The sequence below is a fragment of the Streptomyces sp. BK340 genome (genome assembly GCF_007827595.1).
Taxonomy (GTDB): Bacteria; Actinomycetota; Actinomycetes; order Streptomycetales; family Streptomycetaceae; genus Streptomyces.
In genome coordinates, this window is the sequence record NZ_VISR01000024.1 from 51,637 (window position 1) to 67,942 (window position 16,306).

The 16,306-nt window shown below is 71.0% G+C and carries 14 protein-coding genes; 9 read left to right on the plus strand and 5 right to left on the minus strand.

The genetic code is table 11. From position 1 onward, the window contains the following. Positions 1-87 precede the first annotated feature (87 nt). The gene (locus FB157_RS33220; protein ID WP_145884376.1) at positions 88-615 is read left to right on the plus strand and encodes a DUF4245 domain-containing protein; all 528 of its coding nucleotides are present in this window, start codon (positions 88-90) and stop codon (positions 613-615) included. Between the two features lie 97 nt (positions 616-712). Here the strand turns inward: FB157_RS33220 and FB157_RS33225 are convergent, their stop codons facing one another. The 3 genes from FB157_RS33225 to xseA form a co-directional block, all read right to left on the minus strand. Beyond that, positions 713-1,303, minus strand: a complete 591-nt coding sequence (locus FB157_RS33225) for a malonic semialdehyde reductase (RefSeq protein ID WP_145884377.1) — start codon at positions 1,301-1,303, stop codon at positions 713-715. 133 nt (positions 1,304-1,436) lie between these two features. Continuing rightward, complete coding sequence (locus FB157_RS33230; protein ID WP_145884378.1) at positions 1,437-1,661, minus strand: exodeoxyribonuclease VII small subunit; 225 nt, start codon at positions 1,659-1,661, stop codon at positions 1,437-1,439. Between the two features lie 16 nt (positions 1,662-1,677). Beyond that, complete coding sequence (xseA, locus tag FB157_RS33235) at positions 1,678-2,886, minus strand: exodeoxyribonuclease VII large subunit (protein WP_145884379.1); 1,209 nt, start codon at positions 2,884-2,886, stop codon at positions 1,678-1,680. Between the two features lie 126 nt (positions 2,887-3,012). Here xseA and FB157_RS33240 point away from each other — a divergent pair, with 126 nt between their 5' ends. Continuing rightward, positions 3,013-4,020, plus strand: coding sequence for a 4-hydroxy-3-methylbut-2-enyl diphosphate reductase (locus FB157_RS33240; RefSeq protein ID WP_145884380.1), 1,008 nt, complete (start codon positions 3,013-3,015; stop codon positions 4,018-4,020). A gap of 52 nt (positions 4,021-4,072) precedes the next feature. Further along, positions 4,073-4,825 (plus strand): polyphosphate--glucose phosphotransferase, encoded by a 753-nt coding sequence (gene ppgK / locus FB157_RS33245; RefSeq protein WP_145884381.1) that lies wholly within the window; start codon positions 4,073-4,075, stop codon positions 4,823-4,825. Positions 4,826-4,836: 11 nt separating this feature from the next. Here ppgK and FB157_RS33250 read toward each other — a convergent pair whose 3' ends face one another. Continuing rightward, positions 4,837-5,385, minus strand: coding sequence for a DUF6542 domain-containing protein (locus FB157_RS33250; RefSeq protein ID WP_186581800.1), 549 nt, complete (start codon positions 5,383-5,385; stop codon positions 4,837-4,839). A gap of 180 nt (positions 5,386-5,565) precedes the next feature. Between FB157_RS33250 and ychF the strand changes: the two genes are divergently transcribed. Further along, the gene (gene ychF / locus FB157_RS33255; RefSeq protein ID WP_145884383.1) at positions 5,566-6,654 is read left to right on the plus strand and encodes a redox-regulated ATPase YchF; all 1,089 of its coding nucleotides are present in this window, start codon (positions 5,566-5,568) and stop codon (positions 6,652-6,654) included. A gap of 66 nt (positions 6,655-6,720) precedes the next feature. Here the strand turns inward: ychF and FB157_RS33260 are convergent, their stop codons facing one another. Further along, the gene (locus tag FB157_RS33260; RefSeq protein WP_145884384.1) at positions 6,721-7,302 is read right to left on the minus strand and encodes a Uma2 family endonuclease; all 582 of its coding nucleotides are present in this window, start codon (positions 7,300-7,302) and stop codon (positions 6,721-6,723) included. Between the two features lie 104 nt (positions 7,303-7,406). Here FB157_RS33260 and FB157_RS33265 point away from each other — a divergent pair, with 104 nt between their 5' ends. The 5 genes from FB157_RS33265 (at position 7,407) to FB157_RS33285 (ending at position 16,198) form a co-directional block, all read left to right on the plus strand. Then, positions 7,407-9,569 (plus strand): DEAD/DEAH box helicase, encoded by a 2,163-nt coding sequence (locus FB157_RS33265; protein ID WP_186581801.1) that lies wholly within the window; start codon positions 7,407-7,409, stop codon positions 9,567-9,569. A 267-nt stretch (positions 9,570-9,836) separates the two neighbouring features. Then, the gene (locus tag FB157_RS33270) at positions 9,837-12,827 is read left to right on the plus strand and encodes a BTAD domain-containing putative transcriptional regulator (RefSeq protein WP_145884386.1); all 2,991 of its coding nucleotides are present in this window, start codon (positions 9,837-9,839) and stop codon (positions 12,825-12,827) included. A gap of 192 nt (positions 12,828-13,019) precedes the next feature. Next, positions 13,020-14,057, plus strand: a complete 1,038-nt coding sequence (gene sbnB / locus FB157_RS33275) for a 2,3-diaminopropionate biosynthesis protein SbnB (protein WP_145884387.1) — start codon at positions 13,020-13,022, stop codon at positions 14,055-14,057. Positions 14,058-14,099: 42 nt separating this feature from the next. Next, positions 14,100-15,614, plus strand: coding sequence for an anthranilate synthase component I family protein (locus FB157_RS33280; RefSeq protein WP_145884388.1), 1,515 nt, complete (start codon positions 14,100-14,102; stop codon positions 15,612-15,614). After that, complete coding sequence (locus tag FB157_RS33285; protein ID WP_145884389.1) at positions 15,611-16,198, plus strand: aminodeoxychorismate/anthranilate synthase component II; 588 nt, start codon at positions 15,611-15,613, stop codon at positions 16,196-16,198. Before FB157_RS33280 ends, FB157_RS33285 begins: the two co-directional genes overlap by 4 nt. The last annotated feature ends 108 nt before the right edge of the window (positions 16,199-16,306 follow it).

Genomic DNA, 16,306 nt, shown 5'->3' on the forward strand with positions numbered 1-16,306 from the left:
GTGTGTCTCCGACTCTATCGTTAGGCAGACAAAATGAGCAGGGGACCCCACGGATGAGCGCTCCGGGCACCTGCGACGATAGGGGGCGTGGCAGGTTCGAACGGAAAGCAGAAGACGGTCCGGGACATGATTCTCTCCCTGGGCCTCATCGGGATCGCGGCGGCGGTCATCTACGTCTTCGTCCCGCACGACGATCACGCGCCCGACATCAAGCGCGTCGACTACCGGGTCGAGCTGCTCACGGCGCGCCGTGCGGCGAGCTACCCGGTGGCCGCGCCGGAAGGGCTGCCCGGGACCTGGAAGGCGACCTCGGTGCGCTACCAGGGTGAGGACTCCGACCGCTGGCACCTCGGCTTCCAGACCCCCGACGGGCAGTACGTGCAGATCGAGCAGTCCACGCAGAAGAAGCGTGCCGACTTCATCGACCAGGCCGGCCAGGGCGCCTCGGCGACCAAGCGGACCGAGAAGATCGGCGACCGCACCTGGACCCGCTACACCGGCGGCCGCTACGACGCGCTGGTCCTGGAGGACACCCCCGGTTCCACGACGGTGGTCGCCGGCACGGCCTCCTTCGACCAGCTGACGACGATGGCGGCGGCGCTGAAGATGCAGTGAGCGCGTCCGCACGCAGGACGCGGTGAGCGCGCGTGAGCGCACACGCAGGAGGCCCCCAGCGGCGCTGCTGGGGGCCTCCTGCCGTACCGGGGGGAACTCAGACGGTCGTGACGACGTCCTCGTACGCCAGGCGCGGCGAGCGCGGGAACCACGCGTCCGGGCCCGGGCGGCCGATGTTGACGACCATCAGCGGGGTGTGGTCGTCGTCGAGGAACTCCTTGCGGACGCCCTCGAAGTCGAGGCCGGTCATCGGGCCGGCGGCGAGGCCGGCGGCGCGGACGCCGATGATGAAGTACGCGGCCTGCAGGGCGGCGTTCAGGCCGGCGGCGCCCTCACGGGCGGGGCGCTCGCTGAAGAACACGTCCTTGGCCTGCGGGAAGTGCGGGAAGAGGGCCGGCAGCTCCTCGTGGAACTCGTTGTCCGCGGAGAGGATCGCGACCAGCGGGGCGGTGGCGGTCTTGGCCTGGTTGCCCTCGGCCATGTGCTGCACCAGGCGCTCGCGGGCTTCGGCGGAGCGGACCAGGGTGATGCGCAGCGGGCTCTGGTTGAAGGCGGTGGGGCCGTACTTGACCAGGTCGTAGATCGCCTGGACCTGCTCCTCGGTCACCGGCTCGTCGGTGAAGTTGTTCGCGGTGCGGGCCTCGCGGAACAGCAGGTCCTGGGCGGCGGGGTCAAGAACGAGAGACATACGACGTGACTTCCTCGGGTGCGCGTCCGGTCGGGGGTGTGACCGGCTGACACACCCGACCTTACGCAAACGAAGTTCAACGTTCAACAAAAAGCGGGGTGTGGTGATCCGCTTCACAGCACCCCGCTCTTGCCTACTCGCTCTCTTCCTGGGCTTCTTCCTCGGCGAGCGCCGCGTCCAGCCGGGCCCGTGCGCCCTCCAGCCAGCGCCGGCACACCCTGGCCAGCTCCTCGCCGCGCTCCCACAGCGCCAGGGACTCCTCCAGCGTCGTGCCGCCCGCCTCCAGCCGCCGCACGACCTCGATCAACTCGTCCCGCGCCTGCTCGTACGAGAGCGCCTCATCCACCTTGCTGGTCATCCATCCACCCTAGACATCAGACATCGACACGAACCGTGAACTCACCCTCGGCGACCCGCGCCCGCAGCGTCTCGCCCTGTGCGACCTCCTCCGGGTCGCGCACCACGTGACCGTCGGCCTTCTGCAGCACTGCGTACCCGCGCTTGAGGGTCGCGGCGGGCGAGAGGGCCACCACGCGCGCGTGCGTGTGCGTCAGCTCCGAGTCGGCGCGGTCCAGAAGGTGGCCGAGGGTGCGCCGGCCCCGGTCCTGCAGGGAGGCCACGTGGTCCGCGCGCTCGTCGATCATCCGGTGCGGATCCTCGATCGAGGGCCGCGCCAGCGCATGCGCAAGGCCCCGCCGCTCCCGCTCCACGAAAGCCTCCACACACCGCCGGGCCCGGTCCCGCAGCATCCGCACCCGCTCGAACTCCTCACCGACGTCCGGTACGACCTTCTTGGCCGCGTCGGTCGGCGTGGACGCGCGCAGGTCGGCGACATGGTCGAGCAGCGGGTTGTCCGGCTCGTGCCCGATGGCGGACACGACGGGCGTACGGCACTGAGCCACCGCCCGTACGAGCTGCTCGTCGGAGAACGGCAGCAGATCCTCCACGCTGCCGCCGCCCCGCGCGACGATGATCACGTCCACGTCGTCGATCGCGTCCAGCTCCTTCACGGCCTGCACGACCTGCGGGACGGCGTGCACGCCCTGCACGGGGACGTTGCGCACCTCGAAGCGGACGGCGGGCCAGCGGTGGCGGGCGTTCTCCAGCACGTCCCGCTCCGCGGCGGAGGCGCGGCCGCAGACCAGCCCGATCAGCTGGGGCAGGAAGGGCAGCGGCTTCTTCCGCTCCGGTGCGAACAGCCCCTCGGCCGCGAGCGTCTTCTTCAGCTGCTCGAGGCGGGCCAGCAGCTCACCGACGCCGACGGGCCTGATCTCGGCGGCCCGCAGCGAGAGCTGACCGCGCGGCGCGTACCACTCCGGTTTCGCCAGGACGACCACACGGGCGCCCTCGCCGACGACGTCGGCGACCGCGTCGAACACCTGCCGGTAGCAGGTCACGCTCACGGAGATGTCGTGCGACGGATCCCGCAGGGTCAGGAACACGACCCCGGCTCCCGGCCGCCGCGACAACTGGGTGATCTGCCCCTCGACCCACACGGCCCCGAGCCGGTCGATCCAGCCCCCGATCAGCCGCGAGACCTCACCGACGGGGAGCGCCGCTTCGGGCGACGTGTTCACAGCCATGCGGCGAGCGTAGTGGCCGGTACCGACATACAGCCGTGCCGGTGTCGGACATGGGTACCGGTTTTCCCCTGAAGGGGACGGGCACGCGATCTCCGGTCCGTCGGACGCACCCTTACGATGGGTCCCATGACCGCTTCGCCTGGCCGCCGTGTCCTGCTCGCCGCCCCCCGGGGCTACTGCGCCGGTGTGGACCGTGCCGTGATCGCCGTCGAGAAGGCCCTGGAACAGTACGGGGCCCCGATCTACGTCCGGCACGAGATCGTCCACAACAAGTACGTCGTGCAGACCCTGGAGAAGAAGGGCGCCGTCTTCGTCGAGCGGACGGAGGAGGTGCCGCCGGGCAACATCGTGATGTTCTCGGCGCACGGCGTCGCCCCGGTCGTGCACGAGGAAGCCAGGCAGGGCCGCCTCGCCACCATCGACGCCACCTGCCCGCTGGTCACCAAGGTCCACAAGGAAGCCGTGCGCTACGCCAAGGAGGACTACGACATCCTCCTGATCGGCCACGAGGGCCACGAGGAGGTCATCGGCACCTCCGGCGAGGCCCCCGAGCACATCCAGCTGGTCGACGGCCCCGAGGACGTCGCCAAGGTCACCGTCCGCGACGAGTCGAAGGTCGTCTGGCTGTCCCAGACCACCCTCTCCGTGGACGAGACCATGGAGACCGTCGACGCCCTGAAGACGAAGTTCCCGGGGCTCGTCTCCCCGCCGAGCGACGACATCTGCTACGCCACGCAGAACCGCCAGCTCGCCGTGAAGCAGATGGGCGCCGAGGCCGAACTGGTCATCGTGGTCGGCTCGCGCAACTCCTCCAACTCCAAGCGGCTCGTCGAGGTCGCCAAGCTCGCCGGCTCCCGCGAGGCCTACCTGGTGGACTTCGCCGACGAGATCGACGAGGCCTGGCTGGAGGGCGTCACCACGGTCGGCGTCACCTCCGGCGCCTCCGTCCCGGAGGTCCTGGTCGAGGAGGTCCTCCAGTGGCTCGGCGAGCGGGGCTACGGCGACGTCGAGATCGTCAAGGCGGCCGAGGAGTCGATCACCTTCTCGCTGCCCAAGGAACTCCGCCGCGACCTGCGCGACGAGGCGACCGCCCTGGTCGCCGAGCGCGGCGGATCGGGTGCGTCCGACGCGTGAGCCCCCGTACGTCCCGGGCGTGACCGTCAGTCGTCCGTCGTAACGTGGGGCCATGCAGATCTTCGGCGTGGACATCGGCGGATCCGGGATCAAGGGCGCTCCCGTGGACCTGGACAAGGGCGACCTGGCCCAGGAGCGGTGCAAGGTGCTCACCCCGCACCCGGCGACGCCCGAGGGCGTGGCCGACGGGGTGAAGCAGGTCGTCGACCACTTCGGCTGGACGGGCCCGGTGGGCCTGACCTTCCCCGGAGTGGTCTCCGGCGGTGCCACGGTCCGTACGGCGGCCAACGTCGACAGCAGCTGGATCGACACGGACGCGCGCGCCCTGTTCAGCGACCGGCTGGGCAACCTGCCGGTGACCGTGGTCAACGACGCGGACGCGGCGGGCGTCGCCGAGATGCAGTTCGGCGCCGGCCGGGGCCGCGAGGGCACGGTCATCCTGCTCACCTTCGGCACCGGCATCGGCAGCGCCGTCTTCATCGACGGCGCCCTCGTGCCCAACACCGAACTGGGCCACCTGGAGCTGAACGGCCACGACGCCGAGAAGCGGGCCTCCAGCAAGGCCAAGGAGGACGGCGAGCTGACCTGGGAGCGCTGGGCCCGCCGGGTGCAGAAGTACCTCGCGCACGTCGAGATGCTCTTCTCGCCCGAGCTGTTCATCATCGGCGGCGGGGTGAGCCGCAAGGCGGACAAGTTCCTGCACTTCATCGACGGCATCAAGGCCGAGATCGTGCCCGCCCAGCTGCAGAACAACGCGGGGATCGTCGGAGCGGCGATGCGCGCCGCGCACGACCACGCCGGATAGCGGAGCGGTGCTCAGGTGCGGTGCCTGCGGGCCCGCACCCACAGCACCCGGCGTGCGAGCACGATCACTCCCGCGACCAGCGTCCCCCCGTACAGCCAGCCCGCCTGTGTGGCGAGCCCGGTGACCAGCCCCATCAGCCGGCCGAGCAGACCCCCGCTGCCGTCGACGGCGGGGAAGAGCCCGACGGCGAAGGAGATCGGTACGACGACGGGCGCGGTGAGCAGATCACTGCCGCGCACCCACAGGGCGGTCAGCGCGCACACCGGCAGGAACAGCACCCCGTACAGCGTCAGCGACGCACCGAACAGCAGCTGGTCCAGTAACCCGAGCAGGAACATCACGACCGTGCAGAACAGCCCCCCGCCGAGCCCGGTGAGCCGCGGTCCCGGCACCTGACCGGGGGGCACCTGCCGGGCGGTCCGGGCCGGCCGCGCCCCCCGCTGCGCACCCGGCGCGGCCCTGCGCTCACCGGCCGGCCGCCGTGCCTGCGGCGGCAGCGGCGTGCGGGGTGTGCCACGGCGTGGTCCGTCGTTCTGGGGTCGCGTCCTGTGATACTCCACTGGACCAACCTAGGTCGGTTAATGTGCCGAATCGCTGCTCAGACACGCCGATGAGAAGAGCTTGGCCAGGCGTTCGACGCTCCAGTGAGCCCGCCGCCGCCGACGCCGTAGACTGGTGGATCGGCCAGTGTCTCTGGCCCCTGGCAGCCCCTGGCCCCTCTTACTACGGGAAGTCGCAACGTGTCGCTCACGATCGGAATCGTCGGCCTGCCGAATGTCGGCAAGTCGACCCTGTTCAACGCCCTGACCAAGAACGACGTGCTGGCGGCCAACTACCCGTTCGCCACGATCGAGCCCAACGTGGGTGTGGTCGGCGTCCCCGACGCGCGCCTCACCAAACTGGCCGAGATCTTCTCCTCGCAGCGGGTCCTCCCGGCCACCGTCGACTTCGTCGACATCGCCGGCATCGTGCGCGGCGCCTCCGAGGGCGAGGGCCTGGGCAACAAGTTCCTCGCGAACATCCGCGAGTCCGACGCGATCTGCCAGGTCATCCGCGCCTTCAAGGACGAGAACGTCGTGCACGTCGACGGCAAGGTCTCGCCGAAGGACGACATCGAGACGATCAACACCGAGCTGATCCTCGCCGACCTCCAGACCATCGAGAAGGTCCTGCCGCGGCTGCAGAAGGAGTCGCGGATCAAGAAGGACACCGCGCCCAAGGTCAAGGCGGTCGAGGAGGCCAAGGAGATCCTGGAGAAGGGCGACACGCTCTTCGCGCACGGCATCGTCCAGGGCACCGAGCGCAACGAGCTGCTGCACGACCTGCACCTGCTCACGACGAAGCCCTTCCTCTACGTCTTCAACGTCGACGAGGACGAGCTGGTCGACGAGGACTTCAAAAACGAGCAGCGTGCCCTGGTCGCCCCCGCCGAGGCCATCTTCCTCAACGCCAAGCTGGAGGCGGACCTCGCCGAGCTCGACGAGGCGGACGCCCTGGAGCTCCTGGAGTCGGTCGGTGCCGAGGAGCCCGGCCTGGCCACCCTCGCCCGCGTCGGCTTCAACACCCTCGGCCTGCAGACCTACCTGACGGCCGGCCCCAAGGAGTCCCGCGCCTGGACGATCAAGAAGGGCGCCACGGCCCCCGAGGCGGCCGGTGTGATCCACACCGACTTCCAGAAGGGCTTCATCAAGGCCGAGGTCATCTCCTTCGACGACCTGGTGGAAACGGGCTCGGTCACCGAGGCCCGCGCCAAGGGCAAGGCCCGCATGGAGGGCAAGGAGTACGTGATGCAGGACGGCGACGTGGTGGAGTTCCGCTTCAACGTCTGATCACTGCGGATCGGAAGGGGCCGGGCTCTGTCGAGTCCGGCCCCTTCCATGTTTCTGCGCCGGCGTCTAGCTGGACCGGGGTGGCGTGAGCTTGTCGAGGTCCAGGCTGATCTCGAAGGGCACCGGGCGCCGCAAGGTTCCCCGGAAGATCCCGGCGGGGGCGTATGCGCCGGTCGGTTCGTCGAGCTCGTAGGCGTGGACGACGGGAGCGCCGCCCTCGTCCTCGATGCACCAGTAGTGCGGGATGCCGGCCTCCGCGTACTTACGGAGCTTGACCGTGCGGTCCCGGTGCGCGGACTCGGGGGAGACGACTTCGATGACCAGTCGTACCTCGTCCGGTGTGAACCAGGTGCGGTCGCCGTCATAGTCGGCTGTCGTCAACAGCAGGTCCGGTTCCGGTCGGTTTCGTTCGTCGAGCTTTATGGTCATCTCGCGGCCGACTCTGACATCGGCGGGCACCTGCTCCATGAGGGCGACGGTGAGCATGGTGACGAGGTGGCCGTGCCACCATCGCTGGGGCGACATCATGAAGACGAGAGCTCCGTCGATCAGCTCGGTGTGGCGGGGTGCCTCGGGGAGGCGGTCCAGATCCTCCGCGAACCAGCCTTCCGCGCGCGGCGGGCGCATCCAGTCGGGCAGTGCGGTCATGAGCCAACCGTAGCGAGTCCCTGAGGCCCGGGCCACGAGATCGTCAGCAGGGCGGTCACCCATCGGTGGGAGGATGCCCGGACGGTCTGGGAAGGGCGGGGCGGGTGGGGCGGGGAGAGCGGGACGTGGTCGCGGGCGGGGCGCGGCTGTACGCGGCGGCGCAGTCGGTGGCCGGCGACCACGGCAGGGTTGTCGAGGCGGTACGCGCGGCGCTGAAGCCGATCCACGACGAGGCGGTGGGACGCGAGCTCGACGCCATCCCCGTCGCCCGGCTGCAGGACGTCACCGAGGGACGGCTGCGGCTGGGCAGCGTCGAGAAGAGCGGACTGCGCACGGTCGGACAGGTACTGGAAGCAGGCCCCTACCGGTTGCGGCAGATCCCCGGGGTCGGCCAGCGGACCGTCGACCAGATGCTCGCCGCCGCCCGCCGGCTCTCCGACGCCGCGCACGAGACCGTCGCCGTCCACATCGACGTGGACCGGCCGGAGCCGCGGACCACCGCCCTCGTCCTGGCTCTGCACGTCCTGGTGGAGGCCGGCCCGGACGCCCGGCGCGCGGTCGACGCGGCCGCGGGACTGTCGAAACGCCTCGAGCCGCTGCTCGCCGACGCCCGGCCCGCCGCCGGACGGCTCCGGATGCTGCTGGCCGGCCGGGACAGGAAGGACCGTGCGCTGGCGGCGGTCGCGGAGATCCGGACGCTGGTGCAGGAGGCGGAGCGGGCAGGCCTGCCCGGGCTGTTCGCCCAGGCGTCGGTGGATCTGCTGCGCGGGCCGGCCACCGATGTCGCGGCCTGGGTCGACTTCGAGCTTCGCTCCGCCGAGTACTACAGCCTGCTCGCCGAGATCTCCGGAGGTGTGCCCGACGCGGCGAAAGCCGAGGGGTTCCTGCCGGACGAGATCGCCGAGCACGTCCGGAGCCAGCATCTGGACGACTCCCACCGGCGGGTCTCCCTGCGCGGCTACCAGGAGTTCGGCGCGCGGTTCGCGCTCGCCCGGCGCAAGGTGATCCTCGGCGACGAGATGGGCCTGGGCAAGACCGTCCAGGCGATAGCCGTGCTGACGCACCTGGCCGCCGAGGGCCACAGCCACTTCATGGTGGTGTGCCCGGCCAGCGTCCTGGTGAACTGGACACGGGAGATCGAGGCCCGCAGCACCCTGCGCGGCATGCTGCTCCACGGACCCGACCGGCACGACGCGTTCGCCGACTGGAAGGGGCGGGGCGGGGTCGGTGTGACCACGTTCGACGCGCTGCGTGGCTTCCCCGCGCCGGGCGGCGGCGAAGTCGGCATGCTCGTGGTCGACGAAGCGCACTCCGTGAAGAACCCGAAGGCCAAGCGTTCCCAGGCGGTCGCCCTGTGGGCGGAGCGTTGCGAGCGCGCCCTCTTCATGACCGGTACCCCGATGGAGAACCGGGTCGCCGAGTTCCGCAACCTGGTCGGGATGCTCGACGGCGACCTCGCTCAGTCCCTCGGCGAACGGGACGCGCTCGCCGGATCGGTCGCCTTCCGCAAGGCCGTCGCCCCGGTGTATCTGAGGCGCAACCAGGAGGACGTGCTGACGGAGCTGCCCAGCCTCCAGCGGATCGACGAGTGGGAGGAGCTGAGCGCCTCCGACGAGGAGGCCTACCGCGAAGCCGTCCGTTCGGGCAACTTCATGGCGATGCGCAGGGCCGCGTACCTGCGCCCCGAGAAGTCGGCCAAGCTGAACCGCCTGCGGGAGATCGTCCAGGAGGCCGGCGAGAACGGCCAGAAGACGGTGGTGTTCTCCACCTTCAAGGACGTGCTGGGCGCGGTGCGGGGGGCGCTCGCAGCGGGTCCCGGCGGCGCCCCCGTGTTCGGTCCGCTCACGGGCAGCGTCCCGGCCGGGCAACGGCAGCGTGTCGTCGACGACTTCACGGCGGTCACGGGCCCCGCGGTACTGCTGGCGCAGATCCAGGCCGCGGGCGTCGGCCTCAATATGCAGGCAGCCTCCGTCGTGGTCATCTGCGAGCCTCAGATCAAGCCGACCATCGAGCACCAGGCGGTGGCCCGGGCCCACCGCATGGGCCAGGTCAGGTCGGTCCGGGTGCACCGCCTCCTGGCCACCGGCGGGGTGGACGAACGCCTGGTGAAGATGCTGGGGAACAAGACCCGCCTGTTCGACGCCTACGCCCGCCGCAGCGCCGTGGCCGAAGCCACCCCGGACGCGGTCGACGTGTCGGACACCGAGATGGCCCGCAGGATCGTCGAGGAGGAACAGGCCCGCCTGGACACCCATTTCCGGGAGTGAACCCCCGCGCGGCGTGTCGTGGAACTTGCGCCGGGGGTCGGCACGTTCGCGCAATGAGTCGAAACAGGGGAGGCCTTGACATGCGAATTCGCATTCCTGAAATGCGTGCTCTCCGCAAGTAAAAGAGGAATCTCAGATTTCGCGGTGACGTAACCGGTGAAAGGTGCGCCCGGTGAAATCGATGAGGGGCAAGTTCACTTTCTCGGGTATTCTCGTCGGTTGGGCCACCTGGCGGGACGTAGGGATGGAAGTTCTGGGGGAACATCCGTGGGCGAGCGGCTCAGGTTCGAGGTACTCGGGCCCGTGACGGTGACGTCACAAGGCCGAAGTCTGCCGATCGGCGGTGCGCGTCAGCGAACGGTGCTCGCTCTGCTGCTGCTCAATTCGGGCCGGATCGTCCCGGTGGACACCCTTGTGGACGCCGTGTGGAACGACCACCCGCCCGCCACCGCCCGCACTCAGATCGCGATCGTGATCGCGGCACTGCGCAAGACGTTCAAGAGCCAGGGCGCGGCCGAGGACACCATCGTCACCGCCCACCCCGGCTATGTGCTCAGACCCGACGGCCACTCGGTGGACATGCTGGAGTTCACCCGGCTGGTGAAGACCGCCGAGACCGCCGTGCAGCAGGGCCGGCTCCCCGAGGCCGCCGGGTCCTACGCCCAGGCCCTCGCGCTGTGGCGGGGGCCCGCCTTCGCCGGTATCTCCAGCTCCCTGGTCGAGGACGAGGCCGCCCGGCTGGAGGGCCACCGGCTCAACGCCTACGACGACGCCACCGCCGTCCAGCTGGAACTGGGCAACCACCACGACCTGGTGCCCGAACTCACCTCCGTGGTCCGTGAACAGCCGCTGCGGGAGCGGACCCGGCACCATCTGATGCTCGCCCAGTACCGGTCCGGCCGGCGCGCCGAGGCGATGGCCACCTTCCGGGAGGCGCGCACCCAGTTCATCGAGGAACTGGGCATGGAGCCGGGCCCGGACCTGCAGGGACTGCACGACGCGATCCTGCGCGACGACCCGTCGCTGGCACCCGCACCGGCCGTACCGGCGAGCGACGCGCTGCGCGCCGACACCCTCGTCGTCCCCTCCGAACTCCCGCCGGACGTCCCGGGCTTCACCGGGCGCGAGGTGGAACTCGCGTTATTGGACACGCTGGTCGCGAGCCGCGACCGGCAGCACGGGCCGGCCATCGGGCTGATCACCGGCATCGCCGGGGTCGGCAAGACCGGTCTCGCCGTGCGCTGGTCGCACCGCGCCGCCCAGCACTTCCCGGACGGCCGCCTCTTCGCCGACCTGCGCGGCTACGACGAACACCACGAGCCGACCCCGGCCCGTGACGCGATGAGCAGGTTCCTGCGCTCGCTCGGGGTGCCCAGCGACCAGATCCCCACCGAGACCGAGGACCTCGTCGCGCTCTACCGCAGCGTGCTCGCCGAGCGGCAGGTGCTGCTGGTGCTCGACAACGTCCGCTCCTTCGCCCAGATCCAGCCCCTGCTGCCGGGCAGCGGCGGCTGTGCCGTGCTGGTGACCAGCAGGGAGCAGCTGGAGGAGCTGGTCACCTGGCCGCAGGACGCCCGGGTGCACCTCGGGGTGCTGCCCGGGGACGACGCCGTGGAGCTGCTCGGGCGGATCGTCGGCGAGGAGCGCATCGACTCCGCGCGCGCCGACACCCGGCGCCTCGCCGACCTGTGCGACCGGCTGCCGCTGGCGCTGCGCATCGCCGCGGCCCGGCTCGCCTCCAAACCGCACTGGACCGTACGGCACCTGGTGACCCGGCTGGGCGACGAGCGGCGCCGGCTGGACGAGCTGAGCCAGGGCGCGGCGCAGGTGCGGGCCAGCTTCGAGCTGTCGTACCGCTATCTCCCGGACGACACGGCCCGGCTCTACCGGCGCCTCGGCCTGCTGGACGTACCGGACTTCGCCGCCTGGGTGGGCGGCGCGCTGCTCGACGTCGACGTGCTGGACGCCGAGCGGCTCATGGAGGATCTGGTCGACGCGCAGTTCCTGGAGGTCGTCGGCGTCGACGCGACCGGCCGGCTGCGCTACCGGCTGCAGAACCTGATGCGGCTGTACGCCCGGGAACGGGCCCAGGCCGAGGAACCCGAGCCGGAGCAGCGGATCGCCCGGGAGCGGGTCTTCCGCACCTGGCTGGCCCTCGCCGAGGAGGCCCACCGGCGGGAGTACGGCGGCCACTTCAGCGTGGTGCACAGCCCCGCGTCCCGCCGCCCCCTCGACCGTATCCACACCGACGAGCTGCTCTCCTCGCCGCTGGAGTGGCTGGAGGCCGAGCGGCTTTCGCTGGTGGCCGCGGTGACGCAGGCGGCGGAGCTGGAGATGGACGACCTCGCCTGGGACCTGACGGTGTCCGCCGCCGTGCTGTTCGAGACCCGGCACTATCTGGAGGACTGGCGGGAGTGCGCCGAGGTCGCGCTGGAGGCGGCCCGGCGCGGCGGCAACCTGCTCGGCCAGGCGGCGATGCTGCACCAGCTCGGCGGGGTCGCCCAGTCCTACCGGCGGCTGGCGGAGGCGCACGCCCGGTACACCGAGGCGATGGAGCTGTTCGAGGAGGCCGGGGAGCCGCACGGGCAGGCGCTGAACCTGCGGAACCTGTCGATCCTGGAGCGGTTCAGCGGCGATCTCGACCTCGCCATGACCCGGCTGGAGCGCGCGGGCGACATCTTCCGCACGGTCGGCGACGTCTCCTCCGAGGCGCACGCGCTGGACAACATGGCCCAGATCGAGCTGGAGCGGGGCAACACCGAGCTGGCGATGAAGCTGGGGGTCGAGGCCGTGCGGATCATGGAGTCGATCGACCGGGGCAGCAAGCGGGGCGTCGCGCAGACCATCCACCGGCTCGGTCGTGTACATCTGGCCCGGTCCGATTTCCCGAAAGCAGAAGAAGCGTTTCTGCAGGTGATCGAGCTGGTCCAGGCCAAATCGGATCTGGTCGGTCTCGCCTACGCCCTGCTCGGTCTCGGCGAGGCCCGGCTCGGCGCGGGTGACGTGGACGCCGCCGAGGCGACCCTCTCGGAGGCCCTGGAAGTCGTCGAACGCATCGACAGCCCGCTCGTCGACGGCCAGATCAATCTCGTTCTCGGCGAGGCCCGCAGCCGCCAGGGCCGGCTCGACTCCGCCCGGGAGCGGGCGAGCGCGGCCCACGCCGTGTTCCTGCGCACGGGTTCGCCCCGGTGGCGCGCGCAGGCCGAGCGGCTGCTGTCCCGGCTGGACGAGCAGCCGGGCCGGAACGCCTCCGGCTGACGGCCGTACCGCGCACGTCCCGTACCGCGCACGTCCCGTACCGCGCACCGCAGCACGTCCTGTTCCGCAGCACGCCCTGCTCCACAGCACGTCCCGTACCGCAGCACGTGATGTAGACGCCCAATAATCAGCCGATAAGCGACGTGCCTACTTTCGGCTGGGACAGACGTCAGCCGAAGTGTGGAGTACAAGATGCCGCCCGTTGCCAAGGCGCCTTCCTTCGCGGTGATTTCCGGGGCCCAGGTCCACCGGGTACTCGACGGCCGGTACCGGGAGGTGGTGCGCCTGATCGAGACGGCGTACCGCGTCCACGGCGCCGGTGACACCGTCAATCCGCCGTCCTACTTCCTGCGCTTTCCCGACCGCCCGGCCTCCCGCATCATCGCCCTGCCCGCGTCCATCGGCGGCGAGGTCCGTGTCGACGGACTGAAGTGGATCTCCAGCTTCCCCGAGAACGTGGCCGCCGGACTGCCGCGCGCCTCCGCCGTGCTGATCCTCAACGACCACGGCACCGGCTATCCGCTGGCCTGTCTGGAGAGCTCCATCATCAGCGCGGCCCGTACGGCGGCCTCGGCGGCGCTGGCCGCGGACGCGCTGAGCCGGGGACGGGGCGAGCGGCCCCGGCGGGTCGGGTTCGTCGGCACCGGACTCATCGCCCGCTACGTCCACCAGTACCTGGCCGGTACCGGCTGGCGGTTCGACGAGATCGGCGTGCACGACCTGTCGGCCGAGCACGCGGCCGGATTCGCCGGCTACCTGGAGGGAGCTGCGGACGGCGGCCGGGTCACCGTGCACGAGAAGGCCGAGGACCTGGTCCGGAGCAGCGACCTGGTCGTCTTCGCCACCCTCGCCGGCACCCCCCACATCACCGACCCCGGCTGGTTCGGCCACCACCCGCTGGTGCTGCACGTGTCGCTGCGCGACCTCGCGCCCGAGGTGATCCTCACCGGCGCCAACTTCGTCGACGACATCGAGCACTGCCTGAAGGCCGCCACCTCACCGCACCTGGCCGAACAGCTCACCGGCGGCCGGGACTTCATCGACGGCACCCTCTACGACGTCCTCACCGGCGAGCGGTCCGTACCCGCCGACCGGCCGGTGTTCTTCTCCCCGTTCGGCCTCGGTGTGCTGGACCTCGCGCTCGGCAAGCACGTGTACGACACCCTGCACGCCTCCGGCGAACTCTCCGTCCAGCCCGACTTCTTCCACGAGCTGCGCCGCTACGGCTGAACGCACTCCTGACCGGACCACCCCGAGGAAGGGGCCCCACCCGTGACCACCCTGCTCGACCCACCGCCCCACGCGGCCGGCGCCCGGCGCCGGCCCGTTGCCGTCCGCGTCGACGAGACCCCGCTGCCCCCGCACGACCCGCTCGCCCTGTACGACACCCTGCGCGAACGCCTCGGTGACGGCGAGGTGTTCCTCCTGGAGAGCCTGGAAGCGCCCGAACAGGAGGGCGGGGACTCCCTCGTCGGCCACGGCCGGCTCGCCGAACTCCAGGTGCACGCCGACCGGGTCACCGTCGACGGCATCGCTCCGGTCGTGGACGCGCTGCTCGCCGCCGCCGACGCCCTGGACCTCGCCCCGCTGCCGGGCGGGGCCCGGGCGCTCGCCTCCGACGACCAGGTGTGGGAGCTGCTGCGGGCCACCGAGCGCGCCTTCGCCGTCGAGACCGCGGTTCCCGCGGACACCTACGCCTTCGGGTTCCTCGCCACCGTCGGCTACGGCGCCGCCTGGCACATGGAGCGGCTGCCGCGGCGCACCGCCGACGGCGGACCCGACCTGGTGCTCACCCTGTTCCGCGAGGTCGTGCACTACGACGGCGCCGCCGGCACCGTCGCGCTGCGCACCGCGCACAGCGAGGACTTCCCGCCCACCGATCCCGGCACGGTCGCCGCGGCCGTCGCCCGGCTGCGGCCGGTGCCCGGCGGTGTGCCCGAGGCGCCCGCGCCGCACGCGGTGCACGACAGCACCGACGAGGAAACGTTTCTGGAGAACGTCGAACGCTGCCTCGGGCACATCCGGGTCGGGGACATCTACCAGATCCAGATCGGCCACCGCATCGACGTCACCACCGACCTGGCCCCGCTCGACGTCTACCGGCGGCTGAGGCACCGCAACCCGTCCCCGCACATGTACCTCGTGCCGCGCGGCGGGACCACCCTCGTCGGCGCCAGCCCCGAGGTGCTGTTCGCCACCCGCGGCGACCGGATCGTGATGCGGCCCATCGCCGGCACCACCCCGCGCAGCGGCGACCCGGCGGTCGACGGCCCCCGCGTCGCCGCCCTGCGGGCCAGCGAGAAGGAGCGCGCCGAGCACGTGATGCTGGTCGACCTGTGCCGCAACGACATCGGCCGGGTGTCCCGGCCGGGCACGCTTGCCGTCGAGCGGCTGATGACGGTCGAGACGTACTCGCACGTCTTCCACCTGGTCTCCAGCGTCGAGGGACGGCTCGCGCCCGGCGAGGACACCTGGTCCGCGCTGCGCGCCACCTTCCCGGCCGGCACGGTCACCGGCGCGCCGAAGATCCGCGCCATGGAGATCATCGAGGAGCTGGAGAGCGAGCCGCGGCGCATGTACGCCGGTGCCGTCGGCCTGGTCGACGTGCGCGGCTGGTCCCGGCTCGCGCTGTGCATCCGTACCGTCGCCCACGACGGGACGACGTACTCCACGCAGGCCTGCGCGGGCATCGTCGCCGACTCCGACCCGCACGCGGAGTGGCGCGAGACGCTGCACAAGATGGGCGCCGCCTACTGGGCGCTGACCGGTGAGGAGCTGCTGCCGTGAACGTGCTGCTCGTGGACGCCTACGACAGTTTCACCCACATCATCGACCAGTATCTGCGCACCCTCGGCGCACGCACCGAGGTGGTGCGCTCCGGCACCCGCACACCGGAGCAGCTGCTGGCCGGGGCGCCGGACGCGGTGGTCCTCGGACCGGGTCCCGGGCATCCGGCCGACTCGGGTCACGTGGAACTCGTGCACGCCTTCGCCGGGCGTGTGCCGCTGCTCGGCATCTGCCTGGGCCACCAGGCCATCGGGCTCGCCTACGGGGCCGAGGTGGCCGTCGCCGAGCGGCTCAAGCACGGCAAGACCAGCCCGGTCACCCATGACGGGGCCGGGGTGTTCACCGGGCTCGGCACCGAGGTGACCGCGACCCGGTACCACTCGCTGATCGTCGCCGAGCCGCTGCCCGAGGAGCTGACGGTGACCGCGCGCGCCGTGGACGACGGATATGTCATGGGGCTCAGACACCGGCAACTGCCCGTCGAGGGCGTCCAGTTCCATCCCGAGTCGGTGACCACCCTCGGCGGGCTGCGGCTGCTGGAGAACTTTCTGAGGAGCGCGTCGACGGTGGAGCGGGTCGCTTGACGAGCGGAATTAACGGCACCGTGTGCGGAATTACCCGTACCGGTGCCGATTCCGCTTCCGGGATATCGGAATTTAATGGTCCGTATTCTCGGGGACCTCCTCTGGCCT